The sequence below is a fragment of the Variovorax paradoxus genome, from assembly GCF_040544635.1.
Lineage (GTDB): Bacteria > Pseudomonadota > Gammaproteobacteria > Burkholderiales > Burkholderiaceae_C > Variovorax > Variovorax paradoxus_R.
The window spans coordinates 78,417-93,839 of sequence record NZ_JBEPKJ010000006.1 but is presented as its reverse complement, the minus strand read 5'-3'; the positions used below and the strand labels follow the sequence as shown (position 1 = coordinate 93,839).

Annotated in this window: 12 protein-coding genes and 2 pseudogenes; 1 reads left to right on the top strand and 13 read right to left on the bottom strand. The window is 67.1% G+C overall.

The features are described 5' to 3' along the window. Window positions 1–25: 25 nt before the first annotated feature. The 3 genes from ABIC94_RS11955 to ABIC94_RS11945 form a co-directional block, all read right to left on the bottom strand. Window positions 26–3,103, bottom strand: a complete 3,078-nt coding sequence (locus ABIC94_RS11955) for an efflux RND transporter permease subunit (protein WP_354373228.1) — start codon at window positions 3,101–3,103, stop codon at window positions 26–28. Further along, on the bottom strand, window positions 3,100–4,215 hold the full coding sequence (locus tag ABIC94_RS11950; RefSeq protein WP_354373227.1) for an efflux RND transporter periplasmic adaptor subunit: 1,116 nt from the start codon (window positions 4,213–4,215) through the stop codon (window positions 3,100–3,102). The genes ABIC94_RS11955 and ABIC94_RS11950 overlap by 4 nt, the downstream gene beginning before the upstream one ends. 84 nt (window positions 4,216–4,299) lie before the next feature. After that, window positions 4,300–4,917 (bottom strand): TetR/AcrR family transcriptional regulator, encoded by a 618-nt coding sequence (locus ABIC94_RS11945; protein ID WP_354373226.1) that lies wholly within the window; start codon window positions 4,915–4,917, stop codon window positions 4,300–4,302. A gap of 104 nt (window positions 4,918–5,021) precedes the next feature. On the opposite strand from ABIC94_RS11945, the gene ABIC94_RS11940 reads away from it, so the two are divergent. Beyond that, the gene (locus tag ABIC94_RS11940) at window positions 5,022–6,485 is read left to right on the top strand and encodes an efflux transporter outer membrane subunit (RefSeq protein WP_354373225.1); all 1,464 of its coding nucleotides are present in this window, start codon (window positions 5,022–5,024) and stop codon (window positions 6,483–6,485) included. Between the two features lie 74 nt (window positions 6,486–6,559). On the opposite strand, the pseudogene ABIC94_RS11935 reads toward ABIC94_RS11940, so the two are convergent. The 10 genes and pseudogenes from ABIC94_RS11935 to ABIC94_RS11890 form a co-directional block, all read right to left on the bottom strand. Then, window positions 6,560–6,688, bottom strand: a pseudogene (locus ABIC94_RS11935) (sigma factor-like helix-turn-helix DNA-binding protein); the annotation flags it as partial. 416 nt (window positions 6,689–7,104) lie between these two features. Then, window positions 7,105–8,442, bottom strand: coding sequence for an amidase (locus ABIC94_RS11930; RefSeq protein ID WP_354373224.1), 1,338 nt, complete (start codon window positions 8,440–8,442; stop codon window positions 7,105–7,107). 5 nt (window positions 8,443–8,447) lie between these two features. After that, window positions 8,448–9,164 carry a DUF2848 domain-containing protein gene (locus ABIC94_RS11925; protein ID WP_436317998.1) on the bottom strand — a complete coding sequence of 239 codons (717 nt, stop codon included), beginning with the start codon at window positions 9,162–9,164 and terminating at the stop codon, window positions 8,448–8,450. A gap of 26 nt (window positions 9,165–9,190) precedes the next feature. Continuing rightward, window positions 9,191–10,591: a TRAP transporter large permease gene (locus ABIC94_RS11920; RefSeq protein ID WP_354373223.1), complete on the bottom strand. Its 1,401-nt coding sequence runs from the start codon at window positions 10,589–10,591 to the stop codon at window positions 9,191–9,193. Then, window positions 10,588–11,205, bottom strand: a complete 618-nt coding sequence (locus ABIC94_RS11915; RefSeq protein ID WP_354373222.1) for a TRAP transporter small permease subunit — start codon at window positions 11,203–11,205, stop codon at window positions 10,588–10,590. Before ABIC94_RS11915 ends, ABIC94_RS11920 begins: the two co-directional genes overlap by 4 nt. Then, the gene (locus tag ABIC94_RS11910) at window positions 11,205–12,287 is read right to left on the bottom strand and encodes a TRAP transporter substrate-binding protein (protein WP_436317997.1); all 1,083 of its coding nucleotides are present in this window, start codon (window positions 12,285–12,287) and stop codon (window positions 11,205–11,207) included. Before ABIC94_RS11910 ends, ABIC94_RS11915 begins: the two co-directional genes overlap by 1 nt. A gap of 48 nt (window positions 12,288–12,335) precedes the next feature. After that, window positions 12,336–12,806, bottom strand: a pseudogene (locus ABIC94_RS11905) (D-glutamate cyclase family protein); the annotation flags it as partial. Continuing rightward, window positions 12,803–13,183, bottom strand: a complete 381-nt coding sequence (locus ABIC94_RS11900) for a cupin (RefSeq protein WP_354373221.1) — start codon at window positions 13,181–13,183, stop codon at window positions 12,803–12,805. The pseudogene ABIC94_RS11905 and the gene ABIC94_RS11900, both read right to left, overlap by 4 nt. 139 nt (window positions 13,184–13,322) lie before the next feature. Beyond that, on the bottom strand, window positions 13,323–14,240 hold the full coding sequence (locus ABIC94_RS11895; RefSeq protein ID WP_354373220.1) for a LysR family transcriptional regulator: 918 nt from the start codon (window positions 14,238–14,240) through the stop codon (window positions 13,323–13,325). Window positions 14,241–14,862: 622 nt separating this feature from the next. Further along, window positions 14,863–15,258, bottom strand: coding sequence for a DUF2946 family protein (locus tag ABIC94_RS11890; RefSeq protein ID WP_354373219.1), 396 nt, complete (start codon window positions 15,256–15,258; stop codon window positions 14,863–14,865). Window positions 15,259–15,423 lie beyond the last annotated feature (165 nt).

The following is a 15,423-nucleotide window of genomic DNA, read 5'->3' as shown; positions in this document are numbered from 1 at the left end:
TCTCAATGAATGGTGATGAGCCGCATCAGTGCGCGGGCTGCGTGGCGTTGCCGGGTTTGATCCTGAACCAGATCGAATACATCGCCGGCAGGAACACCAGCGTCAGGATCGTTCCCGCGAAGGTGCCACCGATCAGCGTGTACGCCAATGCGCCCCAGAACACCGAATGCGTCAGCGGAATGAACGCGAGAATCGCCGCCAGCGCCGTGAGGATCACAGGCCGGGCACGCTGCACGGTCGCCTCGACAACCGCATGGAACGGGTCGAGCCCCTCCTGCTGGTTGTGGTGGATCTGCCCGAGCAGAATCAGCGTGTTGCGCATCAGGATGCCCGACAGCGCGATGAGTCCCACAAGTGCATTGATGCCGAAGGGCTGCTGGAACAGCAGCAAGGTCGGCACCACGCCGATCAGCCCGAGCGGGCTCGTGAGAAACACCATGACCATCGCGGAGATCGAGCGCACCTGGAAGATGATGATGAGGAGCGTGATCGCCAGCATGATCGGGAACAGCGGCAGCATCGCCGCGGTCGCCTTCTCCGATTCCTCGATGGAGCCGGCCTGGACGATGCGGTAGCCGGCGGGCAGCTTTTGCACCAGCGGCTGCAACTGCGCGGTGATCGCGGTCGACACGTCGGGGGGCTGCAGCCCTTCGGCGATGTCGCCCTGCACCGTGATCGTGGGCATGCGGTCGCGTCGCCGCATGACGGGTTCTTCCATGCGCACCTCGACCTCGCCGACTTGCGACAGCGGAATGCGCTGGCCGCCGGCACCGGCGAGCGTGAAGTCCACAAGCTTCGCGGGATCGAGCCGGGTGCTGCCGGCCGAACGGGCTACCACCTGCACGGTGCGGATGTCCTCGCGCACGGTCGTCACCGGCACGCCGCTCAAGAGGAATTGCAGTTGCTGCGCCACCGCGCTGGAGCTCAGCCCGACAGCCTGCAGGCGGTCCTGCTTCAGCGTGAAGTGCAGCGTGGGCGTGCGGGTCCCCCAGTCGGTGCTGACGGTGCGCATCATCGGGCTGGCATCCATCACCTGTCGCACCTCGCCCGCGATCTTGCGCAGTTCGTTCGCATCGGGTCCGGTGACACGGTAGGCCACGGGGAACGGCGAGTACGGCCCGAACACGAGCTGCGTCACGCGCACCCGCGCCTCGGACGCGAGGCCATCGGCAATGGCCTGACGCAAGCGGTGCTTCAAGGCCTCGCGCTCCTCCTGGCTGGCTGTGCGCACCACGATCTTGGCGAACGAGGGGTCGGGCAGCTCCGGCCCCATTGCGAAGTAGAAGCGCGGCGCGCCCTGCCCGATGTAGGAGGTGACGATCTGCGCCTCCGGCTGCGTGGAGAGCCAGGTCTCGATCTTGGCCGTTGCATCGCTGGTCTGCGTGATGGAAGTACCGTAGGGCATCTGCACTTCGACCAGGACTTCAGGGCGGTCGGAGATCGGAAAGAACTGCTGCTTGACCACGCCCATGCCGAGGATCGACACCACGAACAAGCCGACCACCGCGCCTGCCACCAGCCACTTGCGCGCGATGACGCGCGCCAGCACGCGGCGCAACCGGTTGTAGCGCGGCGTGTCGTAGATCGCGGCATGGCCGCCTTCGATCTTCTTGAAGTTCGGCAGCAGCTTGACGCCCAGGTAGGGGGTGAACACCACGGCGACCACCCACGATGCGATGAGCGCGATGCCGACGATCCAGAACATGTTGCTGGTGTACTCGCCCGCGGTCGATGGCGCGAAGCCGTTGGGCATGAAGCCGACGGCGGTGACCAGCGTGCCCGAGAGCATCGGCGCTGCCGTGTGGCTCCAGGCGTAGGCGGATGCGGCCACATGGCTATAGCCCTCCTCGATCTTCACGACCATCATTTCGATGGCGATGATGGCGTCGTCCACCAGCAAGCCGAGCGCGAGGATCAGCGAGCCGAGCGTGATGCGGTCGAAGTTCTTGCCGGTCGCGGCCATCACCACGAAGACCACGGCGAGGGTGAGCGGCACCGCGGCGGCCACCACGAGGCCCGCGCGCCAGCCCATGCTCAGGAAGCTCACCAACATGACGACTAGCAAGGCCGCAAAGAACTTGACCATGAACTCGTCGACCGACGCGCTGATGTTCACCGACTGGTCCGTGACCTTGGTGAGGCTCAGGCCCAAGGGCAGCTCGGCGTTGATGGCACGGGCTTCCACGTCCAGGGCCTTGCCCAGGTCGAGCCCGTTCCAGCCTTCCCGCATGACGACGCCGATCAGCAAGGCAGGCTCGCCGCCGTTGCGGATCATGAAGGTGGCCGGATCTTCGTAGCCGCGCCTGACCGTGGCCACGTCCGAAAGCTTCAAGGTGCGGCCTTGCGCGATCACCGGCGTGTCGCGGATCTTCTGCAGGGTGTCGAAGGCGCCGTCCAGCCGGATGAACACCTGAGGGCCCCTGGTTTCCACGGACCCGGCCGGGCTCAGCGCGTTCTGGCTGTTGAGCGCGGCGAACACGTCTTGCGGCCCGATGCCCAAGGTTGCCAGCCGGTCGTGCGCGAACTCGACGTAGACGCGCTCCGACTGCTCACCGGCGATGTTGACCTTCTTCACGCCCGACACGTGCAGCAGCCGTTGGCGCAGCGTCTCGGCGTCGCGCACCAGCACGCGCTGCGGTTCGCCCTTGGCCTTCAACGCGAACAAGGCGAAGGTGACGTCCGCGTACTCGTCGTTGATCATCGGCCCGATCACGCCGGCCGGCAGGTTGCCCGCTTCGTCGCCGAGCTTCTTGCGCGCCTGGTAGAACTGTTCCTGCACCTGTGGCGGCGGTGTGCTGTCGAGCAGCGTCAGGGTCGTGAACGCCAGCCCGGGCCGCGTGTAGGTCTCCGTGCGGTCGTAGTAGCGCAATTCCTGCAGGCGCTTCTCGAGCTTCTCGGCAACCTGGTCCTGCATCTCCTGCGCCGTGGCGCCGGGCCAGGCGGTGATGACCGTCATCACCTTGACGGTAAAGGCGGGATCTTCCGCGCGGCCGAGCTTGAAGAACGCGACCAGACCCGCCAACGAGATCAGGCCAATGAGGAACAGCGTGATGGATCGCTCGCGTACGGCCAGCGCCGAGAGATTGAAGCGGCCTTCGCTCATGGGCGGGCTCCGCCTGCCACGGACACGGCGGCGGAGGCGGCGACACGCACCTTCTCGCCTTCGCGCAGCAGATGCGCGCCGAGCGCGACAACCTGGTCCCCCTGCTTCAGTTGACCGGCCACCAGTGCACGCTCGCCGTCCAGGCGCTCGACGGCCACCGGCTGCCAGCGCACGGTTGATGGGTCGCCACCGATGACCCAGACGCCCGTCGCCTTGCCTGTGTCGAACAGGGCGCTGATGGGCACCTGGACGCCACCTGCCTGCGCTGGTTTGCCGTCCGCGATGTCGACCGTCACTGTCGCACCCAAGGGTGCGTTGGCGAGCGCGCCGTCAAGCACGTAGCGCGCCTCGAAGGTGCGCGTGAGCTTGTCGGCCGCATCGGAGAGTTGCCTGAGCTTGACGGGCACGGCAACACCTTCCCTGCCGAACAGCGTGGCCTGCCCGCCGGAGCCGACGACCGGACGCAGCGTTTCGGGCAACTGGACCACGGCCTCCCGGCGTCCGGCCTGCGCCACGCGGACCACCGGCTGCCCGGCGTTGACGACCTGGCCAGGCTCGGCCAGCGTCTCGAGGACCGTGCCGTCCGCATCGGCAACGAGTTCCGAATAGCGATTCGAATTGCGCGCGACCTCGGCCTGCGCTTCCGCCGCACCGAGCTGGGCCTGGGCGGCATCCGCCGCCGCCTTGACCTGGTCGTACGCCGAGGCGGAAATGGCGCCGGTGCCGCGCAGATCGCGAAAGCGCGCTTCTTCGTCGCCGGCCTGCTTCGCACGTGCTCGCGCGGCGCTCACGGCCTCCTGCTGCGCACGCGCCGCCAACCTCAGATCGACCGGGTCGATGCGCATGAGCAATTGCCCGCGCTTGACCGTCTGGCCTGCATCGACGAAGCGCTCCAGAACCTTTCCGGGGATGCGGAAGCCCAGGTCGCTCTGAACCCGCGCGGCTACGGTGCCGGTGAACGAGCGCGATGCCGACGCGGCTGCCTGGACGGTGGCGGCGCGCACCAGCGGTGTCTGGGTGCGCGGGTCGGGCGGCGTCTTGTCGCCGCAGGCGACCAGCGCGAACGGCAAGGCACAGACGAATGCGGATGTAAGGAGGCGGCGCGTGTGCATGAGGGGCCCATTGACGAATCGATCAGGGCCCCGATTCTGATAACAGTGACCATTTTAGTCAATGGTCACAATGAAATTATTCGTCTACGGCGACAAGCTGCGCAGAACCAGACCCGACAGCTGGGCCGGCGCCCGGTCCGTGTGATCGGCGCTGAGCCGCAGGATCAGGGGGTTGACGTAGGGATAAACGACCAGGTAGATGGCCGCTGCGGTCTCGTCGATCGGCGTCTTGCGCTCGAAGTCGCCGGACTCCCGCCCCTGCTTCAACAGCTCGAGGAGCATCTGCCGGATGCACTCCTCGTGAGCGATGGCCGACGGCCAGCGCTCGCTGGCCGCCGAAATGGCGATCTCGTAGAGCTTGCGGTCCTGAAAAAACAGCCGAAGACCCGAATCCACGATGGCCTTGAACATGCGGCGCAGCTTCTCCGGCGGGCTTTCGACCCCGTCGATCGCCGCGCGGATGCCCGCCTGGATCTCGCGCAGGCAGTTCGAGCAGATCATTTCGCCGATCGCCTGCTTGGACTCGAAGAACTTGTAGATGTATGCCTTGGAGAAGCCGATGGCCTTGGCAAGGTCGGAAACCGTGGTCTTCTCGTAGCCGTACTGGCTGAAATGCTCGGTGGCCGCGACGACGATCTGCGCGCGCACGTCGTGATCGGCCGGCCCCCGCGTGGCAGGCGGAGAAGAAGTTGCGTTGTTCATGCCCGGAGCTTACCGCCCGCATAAACAATCGACAACAAGTGACCAAATTGAATTATAGTCACACACTTCTTTTTGCTTTCCCGTCAGCCGTACCGGAGCAATCCATGTCCCAACGTACTCTTGCCCTACCCCTGCTGTTCAGCCTGCTCGCAGGCTGCGCCGTGGGACCCGACTATGTCCGACCTGCCACGACCTTGCCGGACCGCTTCATCGGCGAAGCGGCGCTCGGCCAGCGATCGGCCACCGCCAACGCCGAGCTGGTGACATGGTGGACCGGCTTCGGCGATGCGCAACTGGCGCGCTATGTCGAACAGGCGCTCAAACAGAATCTCGATCTTGCGCAGGCATCCGCCCGCGTGGCGCAGGCCCGGGCCGGGCTGGGTGCCGCGAACGCGGCGCTGCTGCCTTCGGGCAATCTCGGCGCGCAGGCCGCCAGGGCCTACCAGTCCGTGGAAACACCGCTGGGCCAAGTGCTGAACGCGCAGCCGGGGTTCGATCGCTACGGCAACGCCTACGAAGCGAACCTCGGCGCAAGCTGGGAGTTGGACATCTTCGGCGGCCTGCGCCGGGGACGCGAGGCGGCGCTGGCCGACTACCAGGCATCGGAGGCCGGAGCGGCCGCCACGCGCCTGGCCGTGGCCGCGCAGACCGCCGACACCTACATCACCCTGCGCGGCCTGCAAGCCCGCCTGGACATTGCACGCCGGCAAGTTGCAACGCAGCAGGACCTGCTCGCGAAGATCGGCCTGCTCCACGGCAAGGGCTTGGCCACCGAGCTCCAGCTACACCAGGCCGAGGGTGCGCTGGCGCAGGTCCGCGCGTCCGTGCCGACGCTCGAGACGGGCGAGGCCGCGGCGATGAATGCGCTCGACGTGATGCTGGGTGCGGCGCCGGGCGCGCACCGCGCCGAACTCGCGACGGCAGCCGCCATTCCCGCCGCACCACGCATCAGCGCCGCCGGATCGCCTGCCGAATTGCTGCGGCGCCGACCCGACCTGATCGCCGCCGAGCGGCGCCTTGCCGCATCGAACGCCCGCATCGGCGTGGCCGTGGCCGAGTACTACCCGAAGCTGTCGCTAGGGGCAACGATCGGCAGCGCCACGTCGATGGCCAGCGGCAACCTGTTCACCGGGGGCGCAAGCCAGGCCGCGGCCCTGCTCGGCCTGCGCTGGCGGCTGTTCGACTTCGGACGCATCGATGCGCAGATCGAACTCGCCAGGGGGCAGGACGCGGAGCTGCTCGCGGCCTACCGGCTTGCCGCGCTGCGCGCGACTGAAGACGTGGAGAACGCCTTCTCCGCCCTGGTCAAGCGCGAGGAACAGGCCGCCCTGCTCGCGCAGGGAGAGGTATCGCTCGGCCGTGCGCGCGGGGCGTCGTTCGCGGCCTATCAGCGCGGTGTGGTCAGCCTGATCGAAGTGCTGCAGGCCGACGAGAGCATGCTGCGCGTGGCCGATGCAAGAGCGCAAGCGCAAACGGAATCGGCGCGCGCGGCAGTCAGTGCATTCAAGGCGCTGGGCGGCGGCTGGCAGGTTGAGCCCGTCAGAGCGGCGGCAATCGAAGCGCACTGAGATTCCGGATACGAACCAGCGCGGTTCTTCTCTTCTCACCACGAGAAGCGAGCGGCCAGCCGGCGCTCAACCGTTTCGCCGGCTTGCAGGTACTTCTTCACGGTGTTGCGAGACAGGCCTGTGCGCCTTGCAATCTCGCGAATGGACATCTGCTCGCGCAGGCCCCAGCATCTGATGGCGCTCAATGCCGCCACGTCTATCACTCTAGGATCCCTTGCCTTAAAAATGAGCAAGGTAGGGTTTTACGTGGGTCACGTCTTAGCCGGAAATTAGTGCGTTAGCCGGGTCGATTTTCGGTGGCGATCAACAGTCAGGCCCGTCGTCGGCCAACTGGGCGTGCCGACAATCTGCGACTCGTCAAGCGACAGCAGATTGAGGTTGGCATCTTGAGGCCTAGTCGATCTTGAAGTTCGAACGCCTGATTTCGTCGGCTCACACCGGAAGCTTCCTTTATGCGAGGTCGAACGTCTGCACCCCCATGGACGGACTTTCGGCCAGCGCCCGCCACAGAGAAGATCCAGACCGCCTGCTGGCCACGGTGGGGCTCACCGGTGTCGCGATCTAACAGGCGCTGGCTTGCTAAATGCGGACAAGCCAGCATTCACGACGATCAGCGACGTCACGCGCGCAGCGCGGCCTCCACTGCCAGCGCCACCGCCGCCAGCCGCGCATCGTCGCCGCGCACCGACGACAGCATCAACCCGACCGGCCACTCGCCATCGCGCTGGCAGGGCAGGCTGAAGGCGCAACCGTCGAGGAAGTTGATCGCGAAGGTGTTGCGCAGCAGCAGGCCGTTGGCCTTGAAGAAGGCCTCGTCGGTCGCCAGCGCATCGATGGCCGGCGCGACGATCGGCACCGTGGGGCACAGTAGCGCGTCGAAGCCTTCGAGCGCGCCTTCGACGCGGCCGATCCAGTCGCTGCGGCGATCCTGCATGACGATGTAGTCGGCCGCGCTCACCGACATACCGAGGTCGACGCGTGCCGCGACGCGCGGGTCGAAGCGGGCGCGCTGCGCGCCGATGCGTGCGCGGTGCACGGCCGAGGCCTCGACCGGCGAGAAGCCGCCGGGGGCGTTGATCCGTGCGATTTCGGCCAGCTCGGCCAGCGGGATGTCGACCACGATGGCGCCGGAGGCCGACAGCACGCCCAGCGCGCGGTCGACGGCCTGGGCCACGGCCGGCTCGATGCCGTCGAACATCAGCGTGCGTGGCACCGCCAGGCGCATGCCCTGCAGCGGCCGGTGTCGCACCGCGAGCGGCGTGTCGGCAATGGCGGCATCGACCAGCAAGCAGTCGGCCACGCTGCGCGTCATCGCGCACACGGTGTCGAGCGAGCGCGCGAGCTCGAACGCGCCGGTGCGCGGCACGCGCGACTGCGTGCTCTTGAAGCCGACCAGGCCGCACAGCGCGGCCGGGATGCGGATCGAGCCGCCCGTGTCGGAGCCCAGCCCTGCCACCGCCAGGCCCAGCGCGACGGACACCGCCGCGCCCGACGACGAGCCGCCGGGGATGCGCGCCACCGCGGCGTCGGCCGGGTTGCGCGGCGTGCCGTGGTGCGGGTTGATGCCGACGCCCGAGAAGGCGAACTCGGTCATGTTGGTCTTGCCGACGATCGCCGCGCCGGCCTTTCGCAGGCGCGCGACGGCCACAGCGTCCGCCGTCGCGGCGGGCTCGCCGGCGCACACGACGGAGCCGGCCATCGTGGTCTCACCGGCCACGTCGTACAGGTCCTTGATGGTGACGGGCAGACCGGCCAGCGCGGGCGGCACGACACCGGCACGCTGCGATGCATCGGCATGGCGCGCAGCGGCCAAGGCGGCGTCACTGTAGAGCTGCGTGAAGACATGCTTCGCCGCGTCGGACGATGCGCCTTCGAGGGCTTGCACAACCCATGCTTCATGAGAGGTTTCGCCGCGCGCAATGCGCTCGCGCAGCACGGGAATGGTGGCGTTCTTCATGCCCGTCACGCTACCACTTCCAGTGCCTGCACGGCGTAGCGGTGGACGATGCGGCGCTGCCGCCGCGGGTCGCGGATCTCGATCTCCATCTCGGCCGCGGGTCGGATGCCCTCGCCGCGCGCATTGGGAATCGCGCCCAGGGTTCCGCAGGTCATGAAGCGCCCTTCGGCGCCTTCGGCGGTGTAGATGCCGTCGCGCAGTGCGCCCAGCGGCCGGATTGAGGCGAAGGTGCCCGTCTGGTAGTCGACCCACCGCCCGTCCTCGAGGATGCGCGAGCGCAGTTCGAGTTCGTCCTGGTAGGCGGCCACGTCGGACCAGCGCCAGGCGGCGGTGGCCAGCGGCTTGGCGCACATCTGCTTGGAGACGGCGACCGAGTAGGTCTCGACATGGCGATCGGTGTGGTCGGACGCGACCGTCAGCCACCACTCGCCGCCGGCGAAGAAGAGCATCGGCTCGGCCTCGCCCGAGCTCTGGGCGCCGAGCGCCTCGATGGCGGGCGACTGCGTAAGCAGGCCCGCGCCGACGCGGTAGTACAGCGGCACGCTCGATGGCCGCGGCACACCGATGGCTTCGAGCTCTTCGATGTGGTGTTCGATGGCGGCGGCGTCGCGGCCGGTCCAGCCGGCGATGACCAGTTGGCGCGGCACGACCGACAGCAACTGCGTGGCACGGGTGCCGTCGCCCATCACGGATTCGCAGGCGAAGGAAAGGGTCAATGACATGAAGGCAGGCTCCGCGAAAAAAGGAATCACATGAGGTAGGCCGGCAACCACAGCGCGATGGCAGGAAACACCATCAGCACGATGATCGCGAACATGTAGACGGCCATGAAGGGCATCACGCCGGCGAACACATCGGTGATGGGCCCCGGCTGGCGTCGCATGCCCTGCAACACATAGAGCACGGTGCCGTCGGGCGGGCTGATCATCGCGATCTCCACGAGCATCGTGATCACCACGCCGAACCAGATCGGGTCGTAGCCCAGCGCCGTGACCACTGGGAACAGCAGCGGGATAGTGGTAATCACCATCGACATGCCTTCCATGAAGGTGCCCAGCGCCAAGTAGAAGCCGATGATCACCAGCATGATCACCCAGCCCGGGAACGGCAGGCCGGTGAGGAACTTCGCCAGCATCTGGGGGATGCCCAGCGCCGAGAGGATGTAGTTCAGGAAGTACGCCCCGAACAGTATCAACGCGATCATCGACGTGGTCCGCGCGGTCGCCTTCATCGACTCGGCGAGCATCTTCCACTTGAGCTTGCGGTCGACCAGCGCCAGCACCAGGCTCCCTGCCACGCCGAGCGCGGCCGACTCGGTGGGCGTGGCCCAGCCGGCGTAGATGGTGCCCAGCACCAGGCCAATCAGCAGCGCCGTGGGCACCAGGTCCGACAGGCTGGCGATGCGGTGCTGCCAGGTGATGGCCTTCGAGGCCTCGTCCCCATGCAGTTTGAGCTTGTAGCTGTAGTACAGGATGACGGCCGTGAACAGCCCCACCACCAGGATGCTCGGACCCACCGCCGCCAGGTACAGCGCGCCCACCGAGGTCTCGGTGATCAGGCCGTAGATGATGAAGGTGATGCCAGGCGGAATCAGATTGCCCAGCGCGCCGCCGGCAGCCAGCGAGCCCAGCACCAGCTTGGGCGGGTAGTGGCTCTTCTCGAAGTAGGGCAGCGCGACCGAGCCCATGGTGGCGGCGGTCGCCACGCTGGAGCCGGCCACGGCCGAGAACACGCCGCAAGAGATGATGTTGGTGTGCAGCAGGCCGCCGGGCAGGCGGCCCATCCAGATGTTCAGCGCGCGGTAAAGCCGCTCCGAGAGGCCGGCGCGCAGCATCACCTCCCCCATCAGGAGGAACAGTGGCACCGAAACCAGCACGAAGTTGGTCGACGGGCTCCAGATCATCTCGCCGATGAAGTTCCAGAAGGGACGGTCCGACAGCGCATAGCCTGCCAGCAGCGACAGCACCGCAAGCGCGGCACCCACGTAGATGCCGCCGGCGAAGAAGCCGATGAAGGCCACAAGCACCGACGCCAGCGCCCACCAGGGCACGCCCGAGGTGGCGATGGCGGCCGCATGGTCGTGCATGCCGAACAGCGAGGCGCCGCCGATCAGCAGGCCGATCGCGACGATGAAGACGATGGCGATCATCGAGGGGCTCCTGTCGCCGTGGAAATGGCGGGTTGTTGCATGCCTTGCTGTGCTTCGGCCACGGCCTCCAGCGTCTCGGCGGCTTCGTCGACGTAGGTGCGCGCCATCAGCATGCGGTCCATGCCGTCGGCGTCGCCGGCCGCCAGTTGGCGCACGGCGCGGGCCGCGAGCGCGACGACGGCCAGCAGCATCAGGACCAGGCCACCAGCCCACAGGCCCTGCGGAATGGCCAGCGGCGTGTGCAGCGCCGAGAGGTCGGTGGCACCGAAGTCCCACGAGTCCTTGGTCAGCGAGAAGGCGCCCCAGGCGAAGAAGCCCGAAGCGACCATCAGCGCGATGAGCGACGCCAGGTGCAGCCACACCCGCACCTTCAGCGGCATCTTCTGCACCAGCACGTCGATGCGCACATGGCCACGCTCGAAGAGCGTGCCCGCTAGCCCCCAGCTCATGCCGATGGCCATCAGGTAGCCGGTGACTTCGGTGGTCGCCTCGGTCGAGAAGCCCAGCAGGCGCCGGGCCGCGATGTCGAAGCAGATCAGCAGGGTGATCAGCAGGTAGCACCAGCCGGCGACTGTCATCGCCTTGGCGCTCACCCATTCGAGCGCACGGAACATCACTTGGCCACGTACTTGATGCCGGTGATCGGGGCGATCACTTCGGTGTACGTCGTCGCGCAACGGTCGCCGCAGCGCTTGATCCAGCCGGGCAGCACGTCGTCGGCCAGGTGCTTCTGCAGCGACGCGATCACGCCGGCTTCGGGCTTGGCCTCGACCATCGGCTTCTTCATTAGCGTGTGCAGCTTGCAGCCGGCAGCGCGGCCGACGTTGCAAGCGATGCCGTCGTTGGTGGCTTCGACGCCGAGCTTCCACTGTGCTTCCTGCACTTCGCCCAGCGTCTTCTCGAATTGGGCGCGAACGGCTGGGTCGAGCTTGTTCCACCAGGCCAGGTTCACGAAGTAGCCCGAGGTCGACCACGACAGCGGCAGCGTGTAGAGGTGCGTCGTCACTTCCGGCCACTTCACGCCGTTGCCAGAACCGGCACCGGTGATGCCGCAGTCGACTGTGCCGCGTTCCAGCGCGGTGTAGACCTCGCCGAAGGCCAGTGACACGGGCTGGCCGCCGAGCGACTTGATCAGGTCCGACGCCGACGGGCCGTTGGTGCGCACCTTCAGGCCCTTGAGGTCAGCCAGGCTCATGACCGGCTTGCGGCAGAACAGCATCTGACCCGAGAACGGGTAGGTCGCAACCAGCTTGATGCCCAGCCGCTCCAGTTCCTTGTTGGCGACCGGCACCATCGCGTCGGCCACCTTGCGGGCCTGGGCGATGTCGGCGTTCATGCCGGCCAGGTCGAGGCCGTCGAGCATGGGCACGTCGCCCGACACGGTGGTCAGCGGCGCGGCGGCGAGGTCGACCTGGCCGGAGCGCACCAGGCGCAGCACTTCAGGGCCATTCACATTGCGTTCGGGCCAGGACGACAGCGTGACTTCGACGCGGCCGTTGGTGGCCTTGGCGATGCCGTCGCGCAGCAGCGGCTGGTCGACCTTGGTGTACTGCGGCAGGTTGGGTGCCACCTGCGTGATGGCCTGCACGGCGATCTTTGGGCCGGCCGGCACCTGGGCGATGGAGGTGACGGCGGTACCGGCGAGCAGCATGACTGCGACAGCGACGGATGCGAGGGAAGACAGAGAAGGCTTCATCGAGAACTCCTGAAGAAAGAAGAAAAACAGCGCCTAGAAACTGGCGATGGTCGGCAGGTTGGTGCGGTACATCGCGACGTTGCGGACCTCGGCCACGTGCCGCAGCGGCACGCCGGCCTCGAGCAACGCCTCCTCGAATGAGAAGGAGCAGCCGATGACGAAGCTCGCCAGGTCGTCGCGCCAGAAGGCGCCCACGTCCTGCACTTCGTCGACCAGCACGCCGTCGCGCCAGATGCGGTAGAGCGGCAGGTCGCCGCGGATGTCGATGTCGGCGCCCAGCGTCGGCAAGGCCCGGTCGCCCGGTTCCGACACGGCGAGCAAAGGGCACGGCTTGGGGTTGCGCTGGCAGAACCGAAGGAAGTCGTCAGCCTGAGCCTTCGGCAGGATCGCGAGGTTGCCCTGCACATGGCCCGGCGCCATGCCGGCCGTGTGGCCGCCGTAGCGCCCGCTGCGCATCAGCAGGCGCGCGTCGCGGCCAGTGGGCGCCATGGCAGCGAGCGAGGAGCTCGAGGCGCTCATTCGTAGTACTGGATTTCGAACATCACGCAGCCGGTGCGAGAGACGAAAGGGCCGTGCACGGCGCCCGGCGGGCGGCAGGCAAAGGTGTAGGGGCCGAAGGCCTCGCCGCCCTCGCCTTCGGCGTCGCAGCCGACCACCAGCTCGCCTTCGACGATGAAGACCTCTTCATGGAAATCGTGGACCACCGGCCGGTCGATCAGCGCGCCGGCCGACCAGCGGGCCAGCCGCGTGCGCGAGCCGGTGCCAGCCGCCGTGTCGAGGTTGTCGGCCAGGATGATCTCATCGATGCGCCCGGCCGAGCAGGGCACGGGCGACCATTCGGTGGACGCGTCGTCAGGGCGGATCGCGAAGAACTCCCGATGTCTTTTGGCGGTCATGGACTTGTGCATGGCGCGCAGTGTTGCCCCTCACCTCCGCAGGGTCAAACGGGAAATTCTTTCGGTAACCCATAACGTTTCGTGATGCACAGCCCTGGCGCACCACGCCGCCCCAGCATCGGGCGCGATGTGGGCCGGATCAGGGCGCGAGCACGTCGTCGCGGCAGGTCGCGATGAACTGCTCGCACGCAGCCTGTGCCATGCCGACCAGCGCTTCGGCCAGTGGCGACGCCGGTTCCAGCCGCATGCTGGCCACCAGCGGCAGCGGGGTCGGCACCGGATCGACGTCGAGCACCACCAGCTTGCCCTGGCGCAAGTCCTGCTGGATCACGGCCAGCGGCAGCAGCGCCGTGCCGAAGCCGGTGCGCGCCAGGGCGACCATGGCGCCCAGCGACGAGAAGTAGCTCACCCGCAGGTTGGCGCAGCCGCCAGCGTTCTGTGCGATGTTGCGGTAGACGCTCGACTCCCGGTTGAAGGAAATGATGGGCTGCTCCGCGATGTCGGCGAAGGACAGCAGCTTGCTCGACGGAAACTTGAGCGCCAGCGAGGGGCTGGTCACCCAGCGCATCGCGAGGTTGGCGATGCGGCGGTTGTCGATGAAGCCGGGCGTGATCTCCTCCGCCAGGATCGCGCAGTCGATGGTGCCCCGCAGCAGATCATCGCGCAGCCGCGGCGTGATGTCGGAGACGAGTTCCAGCGTGGCGTTGGGGTATTTCTCAGCAAAGCGCGAGAACAGGTCGGGCAGCCAGGTGTGGGCCACCGTCTCGTTCACGCCGATGCGCAACATGCCGGAGAAGGCGTCGGACTGCCCCATCGCGGCGACCATGCGGGACTGCAGCTCCAGCATGCGCTCGGCGTAGGGCAGCAGCTCGGTGCCATGGTAGGTGAGCAGCACGCCGCGATGCTCGCGGTCGAACAGGCGAACGCCGAACTGCTCTTCGAGCGTCGCGATGCGGCTGGAGATGCCGGCCTGGGTCGTGTGCATCTTTTCGGCGGCAGCCTTGAAGCTGCCCAGCTTGGCAACCCAGACGAAGGCCTCAAGAAAACGCACGTTCATGCGCGGAGTCTACGGGCAGGCCGGCCCGGCCGGCCGCGGCTCACTCGCCGCGCGTGGCGGAACGGGCCCGCGCGTCGGTCACTTTGCCAACATCGCGGAGCGTCACCGGGCTGCGGGGGACTCACCTCGGGCCCAGGCGCCGATTACGTCGGTTCGGCGGGGCGTTGCGCCGCACGAAAGCGGTCGAAGCCGCTGCGCGGATTGAAGCGGATGACCTATGGCGGGATGAGCTGGCCGGTAATCCCATCCCGACGGCAGCGAGCTGGCACGTAGTCGATGATGAGAGCCGCGGAAAGCTGCACTTCTGTCGAAGTATGAAAAGTATGCTGAGCATAGGAGCCAGTCCTCATTGGGGCCAGCAGCGGTCGTCAATTGGGAGCCTACAACGGAGCGTCGGGTGAGCGCGTACGCACTGACCGCGCCCCATCGCTTGCTCCTTCAGGAAGTCCAGCGGTCTCGGGCCGATTGCGCCGCTTGGCGTGCCGTCTCGATGGCGAAGCCCCGTCGCTCGCGGAAAAGGGCTCTCTGGCGCCCGAAGGCGAGCGCCGACTCGATGCGGAAACACGCAGCTCAAAGCGCGCCTTAAGGCAGCATCAAGTGCGGACGAACTGGAGAAGAGGCGTCAGGAGAGCGAAGGGGGCCCACGCGCCGGCATGGGCGCCGCGGCGGCCGCGGCAATGTGCGCGGCTGCAACTGCCCCCACCGCATGGGCGAGCGGCATGAGTACAGGCAGTTCTAGGACCGGTGTTGCGGGCGGGGTACCAGCCAGCATGCACAGCGGGCAGTCCATCTGGTCCGTCACGAGTTCTTGCACGCCGTCGTCTGTGTGAACGATGGCCTTGACCGAGCCGGTGGCCGAGCAGATCAACTCCAAGGGCTGCGGATGCACCATCGGAGAAGCAATGGCCGCGCCGAGAGACAAGGCAAACCACAGCAGCACCCATCGGATCAGATCGGCTGCAGGACGCCGCTTGCCCGCGTTTGGCGGATGCGTGTGGGTCACGGCGCGTGAACTCATAGGCTCAGATTATCGGCCGGCGCGTTTGGTCAAGCCGGATGGATTTCGGTCTTGCGGGAGTGACGAAACCTGGTTTCGATATCCGATGCCGACATGGGCGTTTTTTCCATCTGGATGTCTCCGCAACCCGTCAACGTCGGGACGTCGCACTCAATGTTCCCTTGG

Coding starts and splice junctions, on each gene's coding strand:
- ABIC94_RS11945 (WP_354373226.1), bottom strand. CDS start 4,917: ATGAACAACGCAACTTCTTCTCCGCCTGCCACGCGGGGGCCGGCCGAT.
- ABIC94_RS11910 (WP_436317997.1), bottom strand. CDS start 12,287: ATGAAGCCTTCTCTGTCTTCCCTCGCATCCGTCGCTGTCGCAGTCATG.
- ABIC94_RS11950 (WP_354373227.1), bottom strand. CDS start 4,215: ATGCACACGCGCCGCCTCCTTACATCCGCATTCGTCTGTGCCTTGCCG.
- ABIC94_RS11895 (WP_354373220.1), bottom strand. CDS start 14,240: ATGAACGTGCGTTTTCTTGAGGCCTTCGTCTGGGTTGCCAAGCTGGGC.
- ABIC94_RS11915 (WP_354373222.1), bottom strand. CDS start 11,205: ATGTTCCGTGCGCTCGAATGGGTGAGCGCCAAGGCGATGACAGTCGCC.
- ABIC94_RS11925 (WP_436317998.1), bottom strand. CDS start 9,164: ATGTCATTGACCCTTTCCTTCGCCTGCGAATCCGTGATGGGCGACGGC.
- ABIC94_RS11940 (WP_354373225.1), top strand. CDS start 5,022: ATGTCCCAACGTACTCTTGCCCTACCCCTGCTGTTCAGCCTGCTCGCA.
- ABIC94_RS11890 (WP_354373219.1), bottom strand. CDS start 15,258: ATGAGTTCACGCGCCGTGACCCACACGCATCCGCCAAACGCGGGCAAG.
- ABIC94_RS11920 (WP_354373223.1), bottom strand. CDS start 10,591: ATGATCGCCATCGTCTTCATCGTCGCGATCGGCCTGCTGATCGGCGGC.
- ABIC94_RS11900 (WP_354373221.1), bottom strand. CDS start 13,183: ATGACCGCCAAAAGACATCGGGAGTTCTTCGCGATCCGCCCTGACGAC.
- ABIC94_RS11955 (WP_354373228.1), bottom strand. CDS start 3,103: ATGAGCGAAGGCCGCTTCAATCTCTCGGCGCTGGCCGTACGCGAGCGA.
- ABIC94_RS11930 (WP_354373224.1), bottom strand. CDS start 8,442: ATGAAGAACGCCACCATTCCCGTGCTGCGCGAGCGCATTGCGCGCGGC.